Origin of the sequence: Hyphomicrobium sp. B1 (genome assembly GCF_049532635.1) — a bacterium.
Lineage (GTDB): Bacteria > Pseudomonadota > Alphaproteobacteria > Rhizobiales > Hyphomicrobiaceae > Hyphomicrobium_B.
This window is the reverse complement of sequence record NZ_CP134871.1, coordinates 3,015,650-3,035,120: the sequence shown is the minus strand read 5'-3', so window position 1 is coordinate 3,035,120 and position 19,471 is coordinate 3,015,650. Positions and strand designations below refer to the sequence as shown.

The 19,471-nt window shown below is 60.4% G+C and carries 12 protein-coding genes and 1 riboswitch; of the genes, 9 read left to right on the top strand and 3 right to left on the bottom strand.

Going from position 1 to position 19,471, the window contains the following annotated elements:
• Positions 1-166 precede the first annotated feature (166 nt).
• Complete coding sequence (locus RLW55_RS14515; RefSeq protein WP_423414549.1) at positions 167-1,378, top strand: extensin family protein; 1,212 nt, start codon at positions 167-169, stop codon at positions 1,376-1,378.
• 21 nt (positions 1,379-1,399) lie between these two features.
• Here RLW55_RS14515 and RLW55_RS14510 read toward each other — a convergent pair whose 3' ends face one another.
• The 3 genes from RLW55_RS14510 to RLW55_RS14500 all read right to left on the bottom strand — a co-directional run bounded on the left by RLW55_RS14510 (position 1,400) and on the right by RLW55_RS14500 (position 8,385).
• Entirely contained in the window at positions 1,400-3,907 is a 2,508-nt protein-coding gene (locus RLW55_RS14510; RefSeq protein WP_423414548.1) for a tetratricopeptide repeat protein, read from the bottom strand.
• Positions 3,908-4,008: 101 nt separating this feature from the next.
• Entirely contained in the window at positions 4,009-7,179 is a 3,171-nt protein-coding gene (locus RLW55_RS14505; protein WP_409560078.1) for an efflux RND transporter permease subunit, read from the bottom strand.
• 15 nt (positions 7,180-7,194) lie between these two features.
• Complete coding sequence (locus RLW55_RS14500) at positions 7,195-8,385, bottom strand: efflux RND transporter periplasmic adaptor subunit (protein ID WP_409560079.1); 1,191 nt, start codon at positions 8,383-8,385, stop codon at positions 7,195-7,197.
• A gap of 258 nt (positions 8,386-8,643) precedes the next feature.
• Here RLW55_RS14500 and RLW55_RS14495 point away from each other — a divergent pair, with 258 nt between their 5' ends.
• The 8 genes from RLW55_RS14495 to atzF all read left to right on the top strand — a co-directional run bounded on the left by RLW55_RS14495 (position 8,644) and on the right by atzF (position 19,321).
• Positions 8,644-9,282 carry a TetR/AcrR family transcriptional regulator gene (locus RLW55_RS14495; protein WP_409560080.1) on the top strand — a complete coding sequence of 213 codons (639 nt, stop codon included), beginning with the start codon at positions 8,644-8,646 and terminating at the stop codon, positions 9,280-9,282.
• Positions 9,283-9,416: 134 nt separating this feature from the next.
• Positions 9,417-9,524: riboswitch (guanidine-I (ykkC/yxkD leader) on the top strand.
• A gap of 200 nt (positions 9,525-9,724) precedes the next feature.
• Positions 9,725-10,735, top strand: coding sequence for a putative urea ABC transporter substrate-binding protein (locus RLW55_RS14490; protein WP_409563271.1), 1,011 nt, complete (start codon positions 9,725-9,727; stop codon positions 10,733-10,735).
• Between the two features lie 45 nt (positions 10,736-10,780).
• Positions 10,781-11,599: an ABC transporter permease gene (locus RLW55_RS14485; protein WP_409560081.1), complete on the top strand. Its 819-nt coding sequence runs from the start codon at positions 10,781-10,783 to the stop codon at positions 11,597-11,599.
• On the top strand, positions 11,596-12,432 hold the full coding sequence (locus RLW55_RS14480; protein WP_414462859.1) for an ABC transporter ATP-binding protein: 837 nt from the start codon (positions 11,596-11,598) through the stop codon (positions 12,430-12,432). The genes RLW55_RS14485 and RLW55_RS14480 overlap by 4 nt, the downstream gene beginning before the upstream one ends.
• Before the next feature lie 103 nt (positions 12,433-12,535).
• A complete protein-coding gene (locus tag RLW55_RS14475) occupies positions 12,536-13,267 on the top strand; it encodes an urea amidolyase associated protein UAAP1 (protein ID WP_423414547.1) in 732 nt (243 codons plus the stop codon).
• Entirely contained in the window at positions 13,267-13,914 is a 648-nt protein-coding gene (locus RLW55_RS14470) for an urea amidolyase associated protein UAAP2 (protein ID WP_423414546.1), read from the top strand. The genes RLW55_RS14475 and RLW55_RS14470 overlap by 1 nt, the downstream gene beginning before the upstream one ends.
• A gap of 5 nt (positions 13,915-13,919) precedes the next feature.
• The gene (gene uca / locus RLW55_RS14465) at positions 13,920-17,540 is read left to right on the top strand and encodes an urea carboxylase (protein ID WP_423414545.1); all 3,621 of its coding nucleotides are present in this window, start codon (positions 13,920-13,922) and stop codon (positions 17,538-17,540) included.
• On the top strand, positions 17,537-19,321 hold the full coding sequence (gene atzF, locus RLW55_RS14460) for an allophanate hydrolase (RefSeq protein WP_423414544.1): 1,785 nt from the start codon (positions 17,537-17,539) through the stop codon (positions 19,319-19,321). The genes uca and atzF overlap by 4 nt, the downstream gene beginning before the upstream one ends.
• Positions 19,322-19,471 lie beyond the last annotated feature (150 nt).

Sequence of the window (19,471 nt, the reverse complement as noted above, 5' to 3'; positions counted from 1 at the left end):
AACTTCACGCCTTTATTAGCGTTTCGAAAGGCCCTCTCGTTCAAAGGGGCTGAGATTTTGCCTTTGCGCGCGGCTGAGGCCATCTGTCGTCAAATTTTGGGGCTATCGAACTTAAGCATTCAAAGCGCATCGGACCCCTCGGGAGCTTCAGCGAATAGGATCCGTCTTGAGCAGGCAACAGGAATTGTTAGCTCTGGCCTTGGCGTTCCGTTCCAAGGCTGCCGTCAAGGCAGATGAACTTGCGGTTCGCTCATCTGTTCTGCTCACGCGCATCGTCTTCTTCGGCCTGCTGCTGCTGCCCTTCTTTGAACCCAACAGCTTCTCCATCGTTCGCGCCGGACGGCTGAGTTCGCCGCCCGCACTTGAGTTGCATGCGCGAGTCGATGTTCCGCCGATTATTCCCTCATCACCGAAGGCGCCAACGCTTCAAGCCGACAGCCCACCTGCCGACAAAAAGGCCGACGCGGCGCCGACGGACAAAGCGGCAGATGCGGCCGGACCGAATTTGCCGGCGTCATCGAATGCGGGCCAGACAGTTCCGACGCTACCCGCCCAGAGCGAGGCTTCGGCGAAACCGGTCCCGCCAGGCAAACAGAGCGCGCCCGAATGGACCGAGGCCGAGATCGCATCGGCGAAGCAGGATTGTACGCGGCTGCTCGGCAAAATAACCGTCGTCAGCGAAGAATTGCCGCCGGTCCGCGAAGGTATTTGCGGCGCGCCGGCTCCGTATCTTCTGAAGGCGGTCGGCGAGAGCAAGGTCAGAATTGAGCCCGCAGCAACGCTCAACTGCCAGATGATCGCAGGGCTCAACTCGTGGGTCACCGACAAGCTCGAGCCCGCCGCGAAAAAAACCTTCGGTTCATCGATCGTGCGCGTCATTGCGGGGTCTTACTCGTGCCGCAACCGCTACGGGCTTGCGCGTGCGCCGATCAGCGAGCACGCCCTGATGAATGCCATCGACGTCTCGGCCTTCGTTCTAGCGGACGGCAAGGTCATCCGCATTTCGAAAGACTGGGGTCCGACGGAGGAAGAATTAAAACGGGCGCAAAAGGCGAGCGATGCCGCAGCGCCCGCCGAGAAAGCCAAGTTCCAGGTTGCCGCTTCCAAGCTCGGCGCGCACGACATCGCCAAGAAGAGCGATGAGAAAGACAAGAGCGACGCGAAATCCAAAGCCGACCCGAAAGCGAAGGCGAAATCTCCGGAAGAGCTAAAGGCGGAGCAGGAAAAGCAGGCCGTGTCGGCCTTCCTGCACCAAGCGCACGACGGCGCCTGCGATATTTTCGATACCGTGCTCGGGCCTGACACGAACGAAGCTCACCGCGATCACCTTCACCTCGACATGAAGGAACGCAAGCGGCATCTGACACTGTGCGAATAGACGCGCTGCTTCAGCTTAGCTCTATTCCGCTGGAATCTTGATCGGAGATGGCGCGATCTGCGCCACCTCATTCTCGATCACGGTGAAAGGACGTGGCGCGTCACCCGCGCGCTTGATGTCTAGCATCATTTCGAACGATCTTTCGAGATTGCGGGTGTATCGTGCGGGATCGAAAAGCGGTGTGCTTTCTCTATTCGCCGCGAGCTTCTGACGGATCGCGCCAATCTTCGTTTTGTTCTGAGCCAATTCCAGCGCCAGGTCGCTGTAATCGGCAAGATTGGTCGTAATCAGCTCGGGCAACTCTATTGCCGACAGCAGACTGGCGGCGACGCGGCCCGCAAACGTGTCGCCGAGACACGTCAGGACCGGCAAACCGGCCCACAGTGCGTCTGTCGTCGTCGTATGGGCGTTACAGGGCAGCGCATCAAGGAAAAGATCGGCAAAGCGATGGCGTGCGAGATGCTCGGCGATTGGCATGCGCTTGGCAAAAACGAGCCGGGTTGGATCGACGCCCCTCGCCTCGGCCTCGCGGCGCAAATTCTCTGCGCACGTCGTATTCGGCACGAGCAGCCATAGCACCGATCCCGGCACCTTTTGCAGCAACGGCATCCAGACGTCGAACATCGTCGCGTTGAGTTTGTAGCTGTTGTTAAAGGAGCAGAACACGAACGCGTCGTCCGGCAATCCGAAGTCGGCGCGCGACATCGGCGCTTCGGAGATTAGGCGCTGTCGATCATTCGGCTGATAACTGTGCGGCAGATGGACGATCTGTTCCGTGTAGAATTCCTGAGCATCCATCGGCGCGACCATCGCGTCGGCGATGAGGTAGTCGATGAACTCGGCGCCCATTGTGCCTGGATAGCCCAGATAGTTCACCTGGATCGGAGCCGCGCGATAGGCAAAAATCTCGCTGCGCGCATCTCGCGTATATCCTTTGAGATCGACAAGGATGTCGATGGCGTCATCATGGATCGACTGCGCCACGTCACGATTGCGCATCGTCCCGATTTTCTTCAGATGCTCGAACGACCGCAACAAGCGCTGGCGTGTGGCACTGTTGTCTTCGGGACTGTGGCAATAGCCAAAGATCTCGAAGCGGCTGCGATCGATCCACTCCAGCACCTCGGCGAAAAGCATCGCGGTTGCGTGCTCGAAGAAATCGCAGGAGACAAATCCGACGCGGATGCGCTCCCCGGCCCCGAGGCGGCTGCGATAAGAGGTAAACCGCGAAGACGGCGGAACGTCGAATGTTCTGGTGTAGCTCTGTGCTGCCTTGAGTTGATCGCTCGGCTTTGCGCGCAATGCAATCAGCTGGAATGGCGCAATGCTTACGTTTCTCGTCCGGAAGATTTCGAGGCAGACGCGCTCTTCTTCATCCACGCCATCCCAATCGCAAATCAATCGCCGCAGATTGATGTATTCGAAGCGATTGACGATCTCGTCGGGCGCGCATTCAAGGCATTTCTGGAAGGCTGCGCGCGCCTCGTCGTAATTTTCGCGCTGCTTCTGGACGATAGCGAGGTTGTAGTATGCATACGCGAGCATCGGATTGAGTTTTATCGCGTGCTCCAGCGCCTGAACGGCGCCAGCGTGCATGTTCATGCCGCTGAGAAGCATGCCGACACAAGCATACCCCTCTGCCCGATTGGGGTCGATCGCGAGACCCGCTTGATAACTCGCCAAGGCATCTTGGCGGTATCCCAGTCCTTCGTACGACAGCGCCAGATTGAAATGATAATCGGCAACAGCGGGGTTGGCGACGATTGCACGACGGCCGAGATCAGCCGCCTCCTCAAAGCGCCGATTTTCGCGCAGGTACGTGGCCAAGTGGTCGAACGTCCTGGCGCGCTCCTCGTTAGAATCTGATTGGGCCTCGATTTCGGCGATGCGTGTCCCAGTCAAGCCGAGCATCGTCGACAGACGCAGATCGAGAGTTTTCGCCTCATTGAGTTCCGGGTCCAGCGTCAACGCTCGATTGCAATAGGCCGCCGCGGATTCGAGGTCGTTCGATTTGAAGTGAAGTTCACCGAGGCGCGCGAGGACGAGCGGCTGGTTCGGTTTTAAGTTGAGAGCGTTGAGGTAGGCCGTCATGGCCTCGGCGTCGTTGTTGGCAACGCGCAAGAGATTGCCGAGAATAGCGTGACCATTCGCGTTCCCCGGCTGCAGAGCCAGACACTCGCGGCAAGCCTCAATGGCTTCTTTCGAACGGCTCAGCTCGCCAAGGATGATTGCCAGGTTGAGCCACGCCTCGTGATAGTCGGGCTTGGCGGTGACGCTTTGGCGAATGAAATCGACCGCGCCTTCCAGATCGCGGCGCCGGAAGGCGATCAGGCCGAGATGGTGGAGGCTCGGCGGATGCTCAGGAACGAGCGAGAGCACACGACGATGAGCGATCTCCGATTCGTCGAGACGGCCCGCTTTCAAGGATTGCACTGCGTCGTGATAATGCCGGGCGACGTCGGCATTTTGACCGGACTGCGGTGCCGCTCGCGAAACTGCATCTGCGCGCCGCCGCTCTCTTCTATTCATCGTCGCTGCCCGGTCCTCTCAGCCGCATAAAAACGCCGGAGTCGAGTTTGACTCCGGCGTCATGTGCGAGGCTTGCACCAGTGAGGAACCGGCCGAGATTTTTATTCCGCCGGATGCGCGGGCGATTCGCTCTGCTCCGGCCGGCTGCGGCGCAAACTAGAGAGCCAACGACAGACGACGTAAAACACCGGCGTGAAGATCAAGCCGAAGAACGTCACGCCGATCATGCCCGAAAACACCGCCGTGCCGAGAGCCTGACGAAGCTCGGCGCCGGCGCCGACTGCCCAGACCAGCGGAACGACGCCGAGAATGAAGGCGAGCGACGTCATGATGATCGGCCTCATTCTGAGTCGTGCGGCTTCCGTTGCCGCCTCAAAGCGGTTTCGGCCCTGACCTTCAAGTTGCTCAGCAAACTCTACGATTAGAATCGCGTTCTTTGCCGCCAAACCTATGAGCACGATGAAGCCGACCTGGGTGAGGATGTTGTTGTCCATACCGCGGATGACGACGCCGGAGATCGACGCGATCAAGCTCATCGGCACGATCAAGATGACCGCAAGCGGCAGCGTCAGGCTTTCAAACTGCGCGGCCAGCACAAGGAACACGAACGCGACGCCGAGCGCGAAAGCGAACACCGCCGTATTGCCGGCGCGGATCTGCTGGAAGGCGAGATCGGTCCATTCGTAGCTAAAGCCGGGCGGCAGTGTTTCATCAGCCATCTTCTCCATGATGCTGATCGCCTGGCCCTGCGAATAGCCGGGCGCCGCCGAACCATCGAGTTCGGCAGCCGGATAGAGGTTGTAGCGCGGAACACGCGACGGACCGGAAATGTCACTCACAGTCACGAACGACCCAAGCGGAACCGTATCGCCGTTGTTGTTTCGGACACGGATATTTAGCGCATCCTGCGGGGTCAGGCGGAAGGCGCCATCAGCCTGCGCAGTGACACGGAACGTGCGTCCCAGGATGTTGAAGTCGTTGACGTAGAGCGATCCCAGATAGGTTTGCAACGCCGAGAAGACGTCCGGAATATTGATGCCGAGCATCTCAGCCTTGACGCGGTCGATGTTGAGAAAGAGCTGCGGCGTTGCCGTCTCAAACAGCGAGAAGACCTGCCGGACGCCTTGCGTCTGGGCTGCTTTGGCCATCATCGCATTGACGGCCTGCTGCAATGCCTGCGAGCCCGCGCCGCTGCGATCTTCGACCATCATACGGAAGCCGCCAGCGTTGCCGAGACCGCGAACAGGTGGCGGCGCAACGACCAGAACGAGACCTTCCTGAATCGCCGAGAACTTTTTCAGCAGTTCGGTGCGGATATTCGCCGCCGACATTTTGGGATCTTTGGCGCGCTCGGCGAAGTCTTTCAGCACCACGAAGACGGCACCGGTGTTCGACGCGTTGACGCGTGTCGCACCGGAAAAGCCGACGAGGCTGACGCAATGGGCGACGCCGGGAATCTTCAGCGCCATGTCGACGATCCGCCGGTTCACCGCGTCGGTACGCTCGAGCGATGCGGCCGGAGGAAGCTGGACAACGGTAATCAGGTAGCCCCCGTCCTGATCGGGAATGAAGCCGACCGGCGTCTTGCGGAACTCGTTCAGGCCAAACGCGATAAGACCCGCATAGATGACGAGCATGATCACCGCGAAACGAACGGCGCGGCTAGCGAGCCAGCCGTACCCGTGCGAGAGCCTCTCGAAGCTCCAGTTGAACGCATTGAAGAACGCTCGGATCGGCCACGTGATGATGCTGTGGCGTTCGTGCTCGGCGTGCGGCTTCAACAGGAGAGCGCAAAGCGCGGGCGACAGTGTCAACGACACGATCAACGAGATGACGGTCGCGCCCGCGATCGTCAGCGCGAACTGCCGATAGAACTGGCCAGAGATGCCTGTGATGAACGCCGACGGCACGAAGACAGCGCTCAGCACCAGGGCGATGGCGATCAACGCGGTGCCGACTTCTTCCATCGTCCGATATGCGGCTTCGCGTGGACTGAGCCCGTTCGACATGTTGCGTTCGACGTTCTCGACGACGACGATCGCGTCGTCGACGACGATACCAATGGCGAGCACGAGACCGAACAGCGACAGGTTGTTCAGCGAGAAGCCAAACAGCGCCATGAGGAAGAACGTGCCGACAAGGGATACGGGGATCGCCACGATCGGTATGATCGCCGCGCGCCACGTCTGCAGGAACAGCACGACCACGATCACGACGAGCACGATGGCTTCGAGGATCGTATGAACGACGGCATCGACCGACTGCTGAATAAAGTCGGTCGGGTTATAGACGATCGTATACTTGAGGCCCGGCGGGAAATTCTTTGAAATTTCCTCCATCTCGTCTTTGATCTTCTTCGCCGTCTCGATGGCGTTCGAGCCGGGCAGCTGGAAGATGCCAAGACCGACAGCGGCCTGCTTATCGAGATAGGAATTGATGCCGTAATCGAGACCCGCAAGCTCGACCCGCGCGACATCCTTCACGCGGACAACCGAATTCGATGTCTGCTTGACAACAATGTTTCCGAACTCTTTCGGATCCACCAATCGGCCTAACGTCTGCACCGTAATCTGAAAGGCGCCAGGATTTGGCAAAGGTGGCTGATTGAGAACGCCCGCCGCGACCTGAACGTTCTGTCCGCGAAGCGCCGTGACGACGTCGTCGGCGGTCAAGCTTAGCGACTGCAGCCTGTCGGGATCGAGCCAGACGCGCATCGAATAATCGCGGCCGCCAAAGACCGTGACTGAACCCACACCCTGAATACGGCTCAACTGGTCGATGACGTTGACGTTGGCGTAGTTCGAGATGAAGAGCGTATCGCGGGAGTTGTCGGGCGACAACAAATGCACGACCATCATGAGATCGGGCGACGCTTTCGCGACCGTCACACCAATGTTTCGCACGTCGGCCGGCAGTCGGGGAAGCGCGATCTGCACGCGGTTCTGGACCTGAACCTGCGCGATGTCGAGGTTGGTGCCGATATCAAACGTGATCGAAATCGAGAAGCGGCCGTCATTCGTCGAGTTCGACGAAATGTACAGCATGTGCTCGACACCGTTGATCTGCTGCTCGAGCGGCGTTGCGACCGTCGCCGCGACGATACTCGCGCTGGCACCCGGATATTGCCCCGTCACGTTGACGACGGGCGGTGCAATTTCCGGATACTGTGCGATCGGCAAACGGCTGACGGACACCGCGCCGATGATCACAAAAACGATCGAAACGACGGCCGCAAAGATGGGCCGATCGATGAAGAAGTGCGAAAGACGCATGGAACGGTCCGTTCTCTAGTTGGTCCGGACCATTTGGTCCTTCGGGTTCGAAGCGTCTGCCGTCGCCTGTTGGGGCGTCACCTTCGAACCGGGCCGCACGCGCATCAATCCGTTGACGATGATCGTGTCGTCGGCGGTCAGTCCGGCCGTAATGACACGCAAGCCATCAATCACCGGACCGAGGGTCACGTATTTGGGCTTCGCGACGTTGTCCTTGTCGACGGCCAACACAAACTTGCGAACCTGCTCGGTGCCGATGGCATCGTCGGGAACGAGGAGCGCCTCTTCGGGCGGATGGGAAGCGATGCGGATGCGACCGAACATGCCTGGCGTCAGGCGGCCATCGGCATTCTTGAATACGGCGCGGCCGCGGATCGTGCCGGACGACGGGTTGATGGCGTTGTCGACGAAGTCGATGTGGCCGTGATGCACGAAATCCTTGTCGTTGATCAGCTTCAAGTCAGCATCGAGGCTCAAGCCGCGATCGACGCTGTCGGCGCGCTTGACCGAGGCTGCATCGAGATAGCGGAGGTAAGACGCCTCATCCATCGTGAATTCGAAACGGATCGGATCGACGGAGACGATGGTCGCGAGCAAGGTCGTGTTGCCGCTCGTACCGCCGGTGACGAGGTTGCCGATGGAAACACGACGATCGCCGATGCGGCCGGAGATCGGCGCAGTCAGCTCGGTGAACTCAAGATCCAGCGACGCTTGACGTGTCGAGGCTTCCGCCGCCGTCACATTGGCCTGCGCGACGCGTTCGGCCTGCACCCGCTGATCGAGCGTCTGCTGCGTGATGACGGTCCCGACGGGCAGATTTTTGCCGCGTTCGAGATCGGCCTCGGCGAACGCCAAGTTGGCTTTTCCTTGCGCGATGGACGCCTGGGCCTGATCGAGCGCCGCCTGGAAGGGCCGACGGTCAATCGTGAAGAGCGGATCGCCGACTTTGACCATCTGGCCGTCGGTGAAATGGATCTTGTCGAGATAACCGGAGACACGAGCGCGCACCTCGACATAATCGAGCGCGACGAAGCGGCCGACGTATTCGTCATAGTCGGTCACGACCTTTTTGACCGGCTTGGCGACGGTGACCTGCGGCGGCGGCGGAGGCGCCGTCTGAGCGACGGACTTCTCCTCGCTGCACCCCGACATGGCTGCGGAAAGAAAGAGCAGAGCCGCGACGATGGGAGCGGATCTTTGGAACACGCTGTCTTTCTCCATCACGAAATTTTGCGTCAATGCATCAGCCGAGCGCTTCGGTTAACTCGTGGCATTGAACGTCAGATTCTACGGCGTCACGCACACGGGCGGGCTCGCCGATATCATTTACTCGGACCCCACCCTATGGAGCGCAAGCGCTGAACAACCGAATGACAGGTCCAGGGAGTCATGATAGCGAGTCCCCGACGCAGTTACCGATCGGTAACACAGCTAACGACGGCTAACTTTTTCGTCAAGAGGGCGATGGGAACCACCCTGGACAAGGACGTGCGCAATTTCAGCGAGTTGCGCTCTGAAATCAGCGCGATCCTGGCCGGGAAGCCGCCGCGCGAGCGAATTTTGCTTGCGGCACGTGAGCTTTTCTATCGGTTCGGCGTGCACATCGTCGGCGTCGAAGCCATCGCCGAGACCGCCCTTACGAACAAAATGACGCTTTACCGGCACTTTCGTTCGAAGGACGACCTCATCGTCGCTTACGTCGAGCAGCTGGCGGGAGAAAATGTCGAAATCCTGGACCGCCTGCTGGGCGAAGGCCTTGGTACGCCCGAACAAAAGCTCACCGCTTGGATCGATCATGTCGAAGATGTTCTATCCAATAAGAGTGAGCGTGGGTGTGCGCTCGCGAACGCCGCAGTGGAGCTCGATCCCGGACATCCGGCACGCGGGGTGATCGAAGCCTACAAGCGGCGGAAGCATGACCGGCTCGTCGAAGTCTTCCGCGCTGCACGCTATCGGGAGCCGGAAAGGCTCGCAGACGAAGTCTTCCTGCTGTTCGAAGGGGCTCGCATCAGCCTGCAGTGCGGCGGCGCCGGACCGGCGTCACGTCTCGTTGCCATGCTGCGCAGCCTTCTCGCCGCCAGCCCCCGCGATGCTGCAAAATAATCGCCGAACGCCGACGGCATGCTCATGCACTAGGCGCCGTGCTCAAGTGATTAGCAGAGCTCCGCGCAAACACCGCGATAAAATCACGTATTTTCGACGAATATGAACTGGCACAGCTTGTGCAGCGCAGCGATGCATAACGCCTCTAGGGTTCCGGCTTTTCCAAGCGTCAGGTCCGAGAGAGGCTCTCCCGCCTCGCGAGCAGCGCGGCGGAGCCACGGCGGGATAAAAGCCCGGGAGACCTACACCGCGAGTTGCTTCGGCTCTCGAACGGACAGGCCTCCCTCTGTGCGCATTTTCCGCGCGTATTCGAGGATCCCCGCCCGCTTCCTGAACCGGCGCCCTTGCGGTCTGATTTGAGTGACCAGCACAAGGACAGGGGTCAGCAATGCGCTATTCCGTCACGACAATTCTGAAAGCTGTGATTGGCGCCGCGGCCGTGATGGGGTTTGCCCTATCGCCGGCCAACGCCGCCGAGAAAAAAGACTTCAAGGTCGCCTGGTCGATTTATGTCGGCTGGATGCCGTGGGGATACGCGGCCGATTCCGGCATCGTGAAGAAGTGGGCCGACAAGTACGGCATCAACATCGAAGTGAAGCAGTTCAACGACTACGTTGAATCGATCAACCAATACACGGCCGGCTCTTTCGATGCCGTGACCGTTACGAACATGGACGCTCTTTCTATTCCGGCAGCAGGCGGCGTCGATACGACGGCCGTGATCGTGGGTGACTTCTCGAACGGCAACGACGCGATCATCCTGAAGAACAAGGACAAGCTCGCCGACATCAAGGGACAGAACGTCAATCTCGTGGAGTTCTCGGTTTCGCATTATCTGCTGGCCCGAGCACTGCCGACCGTCGGGCTCGCCGAAAAGGATCTGAAGGTCGTCAACACGTCCGACGCCGATATGGCAGCAGCTTACAAGACGCCCGACGTGACAGCGGTCGTGACCTGGAAGCCGATCGTCTCGACGATCCTGGAATCGCCTGACGCGCACAAGGTGTTCGACAGCTCGCAGATCCCCGGCGAGATCATCGACCTGATGGTCGTGAACACAAACGTCCTGAAGGACAATCCGAAATTCGCGAAGGCGCTCGTCGGCATCTGGTACGAGACGCTGGCAGCGATGAAGGACGGAACCACGGCGAAGGAAGCGATGGCAAAAGCTTCTGGCACCGATCTCAAGGGCTTCGATGAGCAGCTTGCGACGACGATGCTCTTCTCCGCGCCGAAGGACGCCGTGGCCTTCACGACGGGCGAGCAACTCAAGAAGACGACGGAACTCGTCTCGAACTTCCTGTTCGAGAAGGCGCTGCTCGGCAAGGACGCGAAGTCGGCCGGCGCGATCGGCGTCGAATTTCCCGACAAGACCGTCTTCGGCGACAAGGGGAACGTGAAGTTCCGCTACGACGCGTCGTTCATGAAAGAAGCGGAAGACGGCAAGCTCTAGGCTCGCACACGTCTCATCCCACAATAATCGCAGGAAGGCGGATGCATGCGCGCCATAAACTATCGTCCTGACAGAACGTGGCGGCTTGCGCTTGCCCTCCTGCCATTCGCACTTCTAATTCTGGCCTACATGATCGGGTCAGGCATCCGACTGGCGGAAAACCCGAACGACAAGCTGCTGCCGAGCTTCTCGAAAATGGGCCAGGCCATCGACGACTATGCACTGAAGCCCGACGCGCGCACCGGCGACTATCTTTTATGGGAAGACACGACCGCGAGTTTGACGCGGCTCGTTACGGGTCTTGCGATCTCAACGATCATAGCGCTGGTTCTGGGCATCGTGCTCGGCTTACTGCCGGTCGCAGGCGCAACGTTCGGGCCGGTCATTGCCGTCTTATCTATGGTGCCGCCGCTCGCCTTGTTACCTATTCTTTTTATCATCATGGGCCTCGGCGAAGCTTCGAAGATTACACTTATTGTCGTCGGCACGTCGCTGAAGCTGATCCGCGACATCGCTTTGCGCGTCGAAGACATTCCACGCGAGCAGCTGATCAAAGCGCAGACGCTCGGCGCATCGAGCATGCAGATCGCGCTGCGTGTGATCCTGCCGCAGACACTGCCGCGTCTCCTCGACTCCGTGCGCTTCGAGATCGGACCAGCGTGGTTGTTCCTGATCGCGGCCGAAGCCATCGCGGCAGATGCCGGCCTTGGTTATCGCATCTTCCTCGTGCGCCGCTATCTCTCGATGGATGTGATCCTGCCGTATGTCGCGTGGATCACCTTCCTCGCCTTCCTGATGGATCTTGGTTTGCGCATCCTGCAACGGAAGGCTTTCCCGTGGTTTGCTCAAGCGAGGGCTCAATGAGCGCAATTGTCTTCGATAAGGTCTGGAAGGAATACGGCGATCACGTCGTTCTGGAACAGATCGATCTCAGAATTGCGCCGCGTGCCTTCGTGGCGCTCGTCGGTCCGTCGGGCTGCGGCAAGACCACGTTTCTGCGCATGCTGCTCGGAGAAGAGAAGCCGACGCGCGGAAAAATCACGGTCGCCGGTCAACCTCTGAAGCCCGAGCCTGACGCAGATCGTGGTGTCGTGTTTCAGCGCTATTCGGTGTTCCCGCACCTGACAGTGCTCGGCAATGTCGTCATCGGGCGGGAATTTGAGAAAAGCGGCGGCCTCGGCCGACTGTTCGGTCCGAAGCGCAGACAGGCTGAGGAAGAGGCTCGCGAGTTGCTCAAGGCGGTCGGGCTTTCGGGAAACGAGAAGAAATATCCGTCGGCGTTATCGGGCGGCATGCAGCAACGCTTGGCGCTCGCGCAGGCGCTGATGCGGCGGCCGAAGATCCTGCTGCTCGACGAGCCGTTCGGAGCGCTCGACCCCGGCATTCGCGCCGACATCCACGTTCTGATGCGCCGCATCTGGAATGAATCGGAACTGACCGTCGTGATGGTCACGCACGATTTGCGCGAGGCCTTCGCGCTCGGCACGCGCATCATCGCCTTCGAACGTACGCGTGATCGTCCCGAAGAAGCCGAGCGCTATGGCGCGCGCCTGTCGGCCGACATCACGCCGGGCATGAACGGCGTCGTGTTGCCCCAGGGCGCGACCATCACCAAGGACATCGATATTTGGCCGCCGAAAATCGCGGGGTCGCCCGCCATTCCGGCGGATGGCGGGCATTCGGAGTCGCGTTCGTAAGACGACATGCCTCCGCCAGGGACGACCCTGGCGGCTATGACCAACCCGGGACGGCCCGGACCGGCACGCAAAGAGTGGAGTGCTCTTGCGTTGGGAGTCTACGATGGGAAACCTGATCTACACCGATACGCTACCGGGCGGTAAGCACTGGTCGCTGCTTATGCGGCGCAATATGCGACTGCGGCTGACGGACGTCGAAGGCGGCGCCAATATCGGCATGCTGTTCTACAATCCGCAAAACCTTCTGGAGCGCTACAACGCGCCCGATACGCTCAAATGTCAGCACACGTTCAAGCTGACGACAGGTCATTGCCTCTACTCCGACATGGGGCGCATCTTTTGCTCGATCGTCGGTGACACGTTTGGCTGGCACGACACTGTCTCGGGCAACACGACGAAGGCCACCGTCACGCGCAAGTGGGGTGAGAAGAGCTATCAGGCCGCGCGCAACGACTGGCAGCAGAATGGCCACGACAGCTTCCTCGTCGAAGGTGCGAAATACGGCCTGACGCGGCGCGATCTCGCGGCGAACGTCAACTGGTTCAGCAAGGTCGTCGTCGCGGATAGTGGAGCGATGTCGCTCGATTCCGCTGCGGCGAAGGCCGGTTCGCAGGTCGAGTTGCGTTTCGAGATGGAAACGCTGGTGCTGTTCCACACCTGCCCACATCCGTTCAATTCCGCCAACAGCTATCCGCGCAAAGCCGTCGGATTCGAAATTTTCGAAGGGCCGCCAGCTGCCGATGACGACCCAGCGCGCCTCTCGCGCCCCGAGAACGGCCGCGGTTTTGAGAACAACCGGATCTTTCTCGCCGGCTGCTGCGAGGAGGCACACTGATGATTAAAGAAAGCACATTCCGCGATGCCGACGCGATCTATCGGCGTGTCGTTCCGGCTGGCGACTACTGGATGCACGTCGTCCGTGAGGGTGAGACGTTTCGCATTCTCGATCTCGACGGCAACCAAGCCGCCGATACGCTGTTTTTCAATGCCGACAATCCCGGCGAGCGTTATTCGGCGTCGGACACGATCCGTGAGCAGGGCAACATCTATCTGACGGCGGGAACGGTTCTGCTGTCGGACCTCTGCCGGCCGATGCTGACGATCACGGCCGATACCGTCGGCCGTCATGATACACTCGGCGGGGCGTGCGCGACCGAGAGCAACACGGTCCGCTATGCGCTCGAAAAGAAATCGATGCATGCTTGCCGCGACAGCTACATGCTGGCGATTGCGGAGAACGAGCAGTACGGACTTTCGAAGCGCGACATCAGCCACAACATCAACTTCTTCATGAACGTTCCCGTGACGCCCGACGGCGGCCTGACGTTCGAGGACGGGCTGTCGGCGCCCGGCAAGTATGTCGAGATGACGGCGCACATGAACGTCATCGTGCTGATCTCGAACTGCCCGCAGCTCAACAATCCGTGCAACGCCTACAATCCGACGCCGATTGAAGTGCTCGTCTGGGCGAAGGGGGCGTAACGCAGATGTTTCGCAAAGTTCTGATCGCCAATCGCGGCGCGATTGCCTGCCGGATCATCCGGACGCTCGACCGGATGGGCATCGCGAGTGTCGCCGTCTATTCGGAAGCGGATCGTCATTCTATGCACGTCATGCAAGCGGGAGAGGCCGTCGCCATCGGCCCCTCGCCTGCGGCCGAAAGCTATCTGAAGTATGACGTCATTCTTGATGCTGCGAAGAAGACGGGCGCCGAGGCCATCCATCCGGGTTACGGCTTCTTGTCGGAAAATCCCGATTTTGCGGAAGCCTGCGAAAAAGCCGGCATCGCATTCATCGGCCCTAAGGCGCGGCACATGCGCGCCTTCGGCCTGAAGCACAAAGCGCGCGAGCTGGCACTCGAAGCTAACGTACCGCTGGCGCCGGGCTCAGGGCTTATTCGCGATGTCGAGCATGCGAAAAGCGAAGCCCAGCACATTGGCTATCCGGTGATGATCAAGAGCACGGCGGGCGGCGGTGGCATCGGCTTGCAGCTCGTCTCATCCGCCGACGAGATTGCGCCGATGTTCGAGCGTGTCGAGCGTCTTGCCCGTAACAACTTCAAGGACGCTGGCATCTTCCTGGAGAAGTATGTGTCGCGCGGGCGGCACATCGAAGTACAGATCTTCGGCGACGGCAAGGGTAACGTCGTCTCGCTCGGCGAGCGCGATTGCTCGGCACAACGGCGCAATCAGAAAGTCATCGAAGAGACGCCTGCTCCCAATCTGCCGGAGGCAACGCGCACGGCGCTTTGGGACACGGCGCGGCGTCTGTGCCAGTCGGTGAATTACGAAAGCGCGGGAACGGTCGAATATCTCTACGACGCTGAGACAAACGAATTCTATTTTCTAGAAGTCAACACGCGGCTTCAGGTCGAGCATGGCGTGACGGAGGAAGTCTTCGGCGTCGATCTCGTCGAGTGGATGGTGCGGCAAGCGGCGAACGAGTTGCAGCTTCCGGCGCAAGCGACGCTTTCTCCAAAAGGTGCGTCGATTCAGGTTCGCCTTTATGCCGAAGATCCTGGCCGCGATTTTCGTCCGAGTTCGGGCCGTCTGACGGAGGTCACCTGGCCACCTCAGACACGCATCGAAACGTGGGTACAGAGCGGATCAGAAGTCTCTCCGTTTTACGATCCGATGATCGCCAAGATCATCGTCAATGGCGCATCGCGCGAAGAAGCGCTATCTCGATTGCAGACTTCGCTCGATGCGACGCGCATCGGCGGGCTTGAAACCAACCTCGATTATCTGCGTCAGCTGTCGCGCTCGGAGGTGTTCGGCACCGGTCAGATGCTGACGCGCACGCTGCAGACGTTCGTTTATGAAGCGGAGACGATCGAGGTTCTCTCTCCCGGCACTCAGACGACGATCCAGGATTGGCCGGGACGCGTCGGCTATTGGGCCGTTGGCGTACCGCCTTCGGGGCCGATGGATCCGCTGTCGCATCGGCTCATCAATCGCCTGCTCGGCAACGAAGAGAGCGCAGCGACGATCGAGACCACGCTTTCCGGCCCGACGCTGCGCTTCAATACCGATACGACTGTTTGCCTGGGGGGCGCTGAGCTTGCCGCAGCGCTCGATGGCGAGCCGGTGGCTTATTGGCAGCCGTTCGCCGTCAAGGCCGGGCAAGTTCTGAAAGTCGGCGGCGTTAAAGGTCCTGGCGTACGCGCGTACATCGGCGTTCGCGGCGGCATCGATGTTCCGAGCTATCTCGGCAGCAAATCGACATTCACGCTCGGCAAATTCGGTGGCCACGGCGGCCGCGTGCTGATGACCGGGGACGTGCTTCATGTCGGCACGGAGGCGAGCCAACCGCCGGTGCCCGGCCTTTCTGCCGACCTCATGCCGCCGCTGACGCATACCTGGGAGATCGGCGTTCTCTATGGGCCGCACGGCGCGCCAGACTTCTTCGCGCCGGAGTACATCGACACGTTTTTCTCGGCAGATTGGGAAGTCCATTACAATTCGAATCCGACCGGCATTCGCCTGATCGGACCGAAGCCCGTGTGGGCGCGGACCGACGGCGGCGAAGCGGGACTGCATCCAAGCAACATTCACGACAATGCCTACGCCATCGGTGCGGTCGACTTTACGGGCGACATGCCGGTGATCCTCGGCCCCGACGGTCCGTCACTCGGCGGTTTCGTCTGTCCAGTGACGATCGTGCAGGCGGAACTTTGGAAGATGGGGCAATTGCGCCCTGGCGATAAAGTCCGCTTCGTGCGGTTGACGCCCGCAGCCGCGGCGGCTCGACTGGGAAAGCAAGCAGCGGAAGTCGCGTCGCTGAAGTCCATTGCAGCACCCTCGTTTCCGAACGGCAAGTGGGGCGCCGGCGATTGCGTGATCGGTAGCCGTGAAGCGTCGGGCGACAGCCCGCGCGTCGTCTATCGCCGTGCCGGCGACGCCTACATGCTCGTTGAATACGGGCCGATCATTCTCGACTTCGCGCTGCGGTTCCGCGCGCACGCTCTGATGACGGCGCTCGAACGGCGCAAGCTTGCCGGCATTCTCGATCTGACTCCCGGCATCCGTTCGCTGCAGATCCATTACGACGGTACGACGTTGCCGCTGGAAGATTTGCTGGCGGAGCTCTCGGCCATCGAAGATACGCTTGGCGATCTGAGTGATGTCGAGGTGCCGTCGCGCATCGTTCATCTGCCGCTGTCTTGGAATGACCCGGCGGTGCAGAAGACAATCGACAAGTACATGCAGGGCGTTCGGCCGGATGCGCCGTGGTGCCCGTCGAACATCGAGTTCATCCGGCGGATCAACGGCCTCGATTCCATCGAAGATGTTCTTCGCATCGTCTTCGACGCGACGTATGTCGTGCTCGGCCTTGGCGATGTCTATCTTGGCGCGCCGGTGGCGACGCCGTTCGATCCGCGCCATCGCCTCGTGACCACGAAGTACAATCCGGCCCGGACGTGGACGCCGGACAACGTTGTCGGCATCGGCGGCGCGTACATGTGCATCTACGGCATGGAGGGACCGGGCGGCTATCAGCTCTTCGGGCGGACGTGCCAAGTCTGGAATACCTACCGGACTACGAAGGCTTTCGAGGCCGGTTCGCCGTGGCTGTTGCGCTTCTTCGACCAGATCCGGTTTTATCCAGTTTCCGGCGAAGAGCTTCTGGCCTTCCGCGACGGGTTTCTCGAAGGTCAAGTGGACGTCAAAATTGAACCTTCGACGTTCAGCCTGAAGGACTATCAGGCGTTCGCCGCCGAAAACGCCGAGACGATTGCGGCATTCAAAGCGCGGCAGCAGGCGGCTTTCGAAGCGGAGCGGGCGCGCTGGCAACAGAGCGACCAGGAAGGGGCGGCTAGCTCGGCCGACACCTTCGAGGACCATGACGCCGATGCCGCGTTGCCGCCGGGGGCGACTGCGGTAGAAAGTCCTGTGCCGGGGAGTGTCTGGAAAGTCCTTGTCGAACCGGGTACCGCGGTTTCCGAAGGCGAGACATTGATTATCGTCGAGTCGATGAAGATGGAAATGGCCGTTCCTGCGCCGACCAGCGGCGTCGTTCATGAGGTTCGATGTGCCGAAGGTCGGCCGGTTTCGCTCGGACAGACACTCGTCATCTTGAAAGAATTGCAGGCGGAGGCGACGGCGTGACTTTATCGCTCGATATCGGCAATCTGACCGCGCTCTATGAAGCGAAGAAGATTACGCCGGAAGCCGTCATCGACGAGATTTACGCGCGCATTCAGGCCAAAGGCGTGCGGGCCGACTGGATCACGCTGGTCGACAAGGAAGCGGCAAAGGATCGAGCGCGGCGCATCACGCAAGGACCGCTCTACGGCATCCCGTTCGCCGTCAAGGACAACATCGACGTCGCCGGACTTCCGACAACGTGCGCCTGCCCTGCCTTTGCGTACACACCGGAGCGATCGGCGACCGTCGTCCAGAGGCTCGAAGCCGCCGGTGCGATTTTGATCGGCAAGACCAATCTCGATCAGTTCGCGACGGGCCTCAACGGAACGCGCTCGCCCTATGGCATCCCGGCGAGCGTGTTCGACCCGGAATATATTTCCGGAGGATCGAGTTCGGGCTCGGCCGTCGTCGTTGCCGGCGGTCTCGTGTCGTTCTCGCTCGGCACGGACACGGCCGGATCGGGACGTGTGCCGGCTGCCTTCAACAACATTGTCGGACTGAAGCCGACGAAAGGCCTGATCTCGACGCGTGGCGTCGTGCCAGCATGCAAAAGCCAGGACGTGGTTTCGATCTTCGCCCTGACAGTTGCGGACGCTGCCAGGGTTGCCGAGACCGCCATTGGGTTCGACAAGGACGATTGCTTCTCGCGCGCCGATGCGCCGCCGTTCACGGTCGAGAGTGTCGGGCGACCTTTGAAGGTCGGCGTACCGAATTCGCCCCTTTCGTTCTTCGAGGACAGCGAATACCGCCGGCTCTATCTCTATACGATCGATCGTCTCGCGGGCCTGGGCGTCGAAATCACGCCCTTCAACTACACGCCATTTCGCGACACGGCGGCGATGCTCTATGACGGACCCTGGGTCGCGGAACGCTTGTTCGCCACCGAAGATCTGCCCGAACACGATCTTAATCCGGTGGTCGCCGATATTGTTCGCGGCGGCAAAGCCAAGACCGCGCTGCAAACCTTCGAGAGCATGTATCGCCTCGCCGAGCTTCGTCGCGCTGCGGACGCCGAATGGAAGCGCATGGACGTCATGGTCCTGCCGACGGCCGGCACGACGTACAAGATCGCCGACATGCTGGCTGATCCGGTCCGGCTCAATTCGAACCTCGGGGCCTATACGAACTTCGTCAATCTTCTTGATCTTTCGGCGCTCGCGGTTCCGGCCGGATTCCGCGAGGACGGCATTCCGTTCGGCGTGACCCTCATCGGCCGGGCGTTTGCCGACGGCAAGCTCGCGACGATCGGCGATGCCGTGCACCGGGCACTGCTCGATGCCAAGCTCGGCGCCACCGACGCAGCATTGGGCGATACGATGCGGGTCGCGGTTCGTCCGGCCAAGAAAAAGACCGTGCAGGTCGCCGTCGTCGGCGCGCATCTCAGTGGGCAGCCGCTCAACAGCCAGCTGACAGAGCGCGACGCCATCTTCCGCGAGACATCGCGAACTGCTGCCGGTTATCGGCTCTATTCCTTGCCGGGGACAACACCGCCTAAGCCGGGACTCGTTTATGAAGGCACCGGGCCGGGCGCGATCGAGGTCGAGATCTGGGAAATGGATGACGCCGCCTTCGGATCGTTTGTGGCGTTGATCCCGGCGCCGCTCGGCATCGGAACGCTGGTGCTCGAAGACGGGCGGCGCGTCAAAGGCTTCCTGTGCGAGAGCCACGCCACTGTCGGCGCCGAGGACATTACGAATTTCGGCGGCTGGCGCGCATGGCTTAACCGGACGGCCGTCGCTTGACGCGGCCTCCTCTCGATCTAATTAGTAACGAATGGAGGCAGTTAGGCGTAGTCTTAATAGAGGATGCGCCGTACTTTCGCGAAAAAGATGGCCCGGTCTTCCGGGTTGATGTAGTATTTCATTCCGAATTCGGCATTCAGTGCGCATGAA

Bases quoted from the DNA above. Each gene is read 5' to 3' on its own strand.
- RLW55_RS14510 (WP_423414548.1), bottom strand. From the start codon at position 3,907: ATGAATAGAAGAGAGCGGCGGCGCGCAGATGCAGTTTCGCGAGCGGCA.
- RLW55_RS14480 (WP_414462859.1), top strand. From the start codon at position 11,596: ATGAGCGCAATTGTCTTCGATAAGGTCTGGAAGGAATACGGCGATCAC.
- RLW55_RS14495 (WP_409560080.1), top strand. From the start codon at position 8,644: ATGGGAACCACCCTGGACAAGGACGTGCGCAATTTCAGCGAGTTGCGC.
- RLW55_RS14485 (WP_409560081.1), top strand. From the start codon at position 10,781: ATGCGCGCCATAAACTATCGTCCTGACAGAACGTGGCGGCTTGCGCTT.
- RLW55_RS14505 (WP_409560078.1), bottom strand. From the start codon at position 7,179: ATGCGTCTTTCGCACTTCTTCATCGATCGGCCCATCTTTGCGGCCGTC.
- uca (WP_423414545.1), top strand. From the start codon at position 13,920: ATGTTTCGCAAAGTTCTGATCGCCAATCGCGGCGCGATTGCCTGCCGG.
- RLW55_RS14490 (WP_409563271.1), top strand. From the start codon at position 9,725: ATGGGGTTTGCCCTATCGCCGGCCAACGCCGCCGAGAAAAAAGACTTC.
- RLW55_RS14475 (WP_423414547.1), top strand. From the start codon at position 12,536: ATGGGAAACCTGATCTACACCGATACGCTACCGGGCGGTAAGCACTGG.
- RLW55_RS14470 (WP_423414546.1), top strand. From the start codon at position 13,267: ATGATTAAAGAAAGCACATTCCGCGATGCCGACGCGATCTATCGGCGT.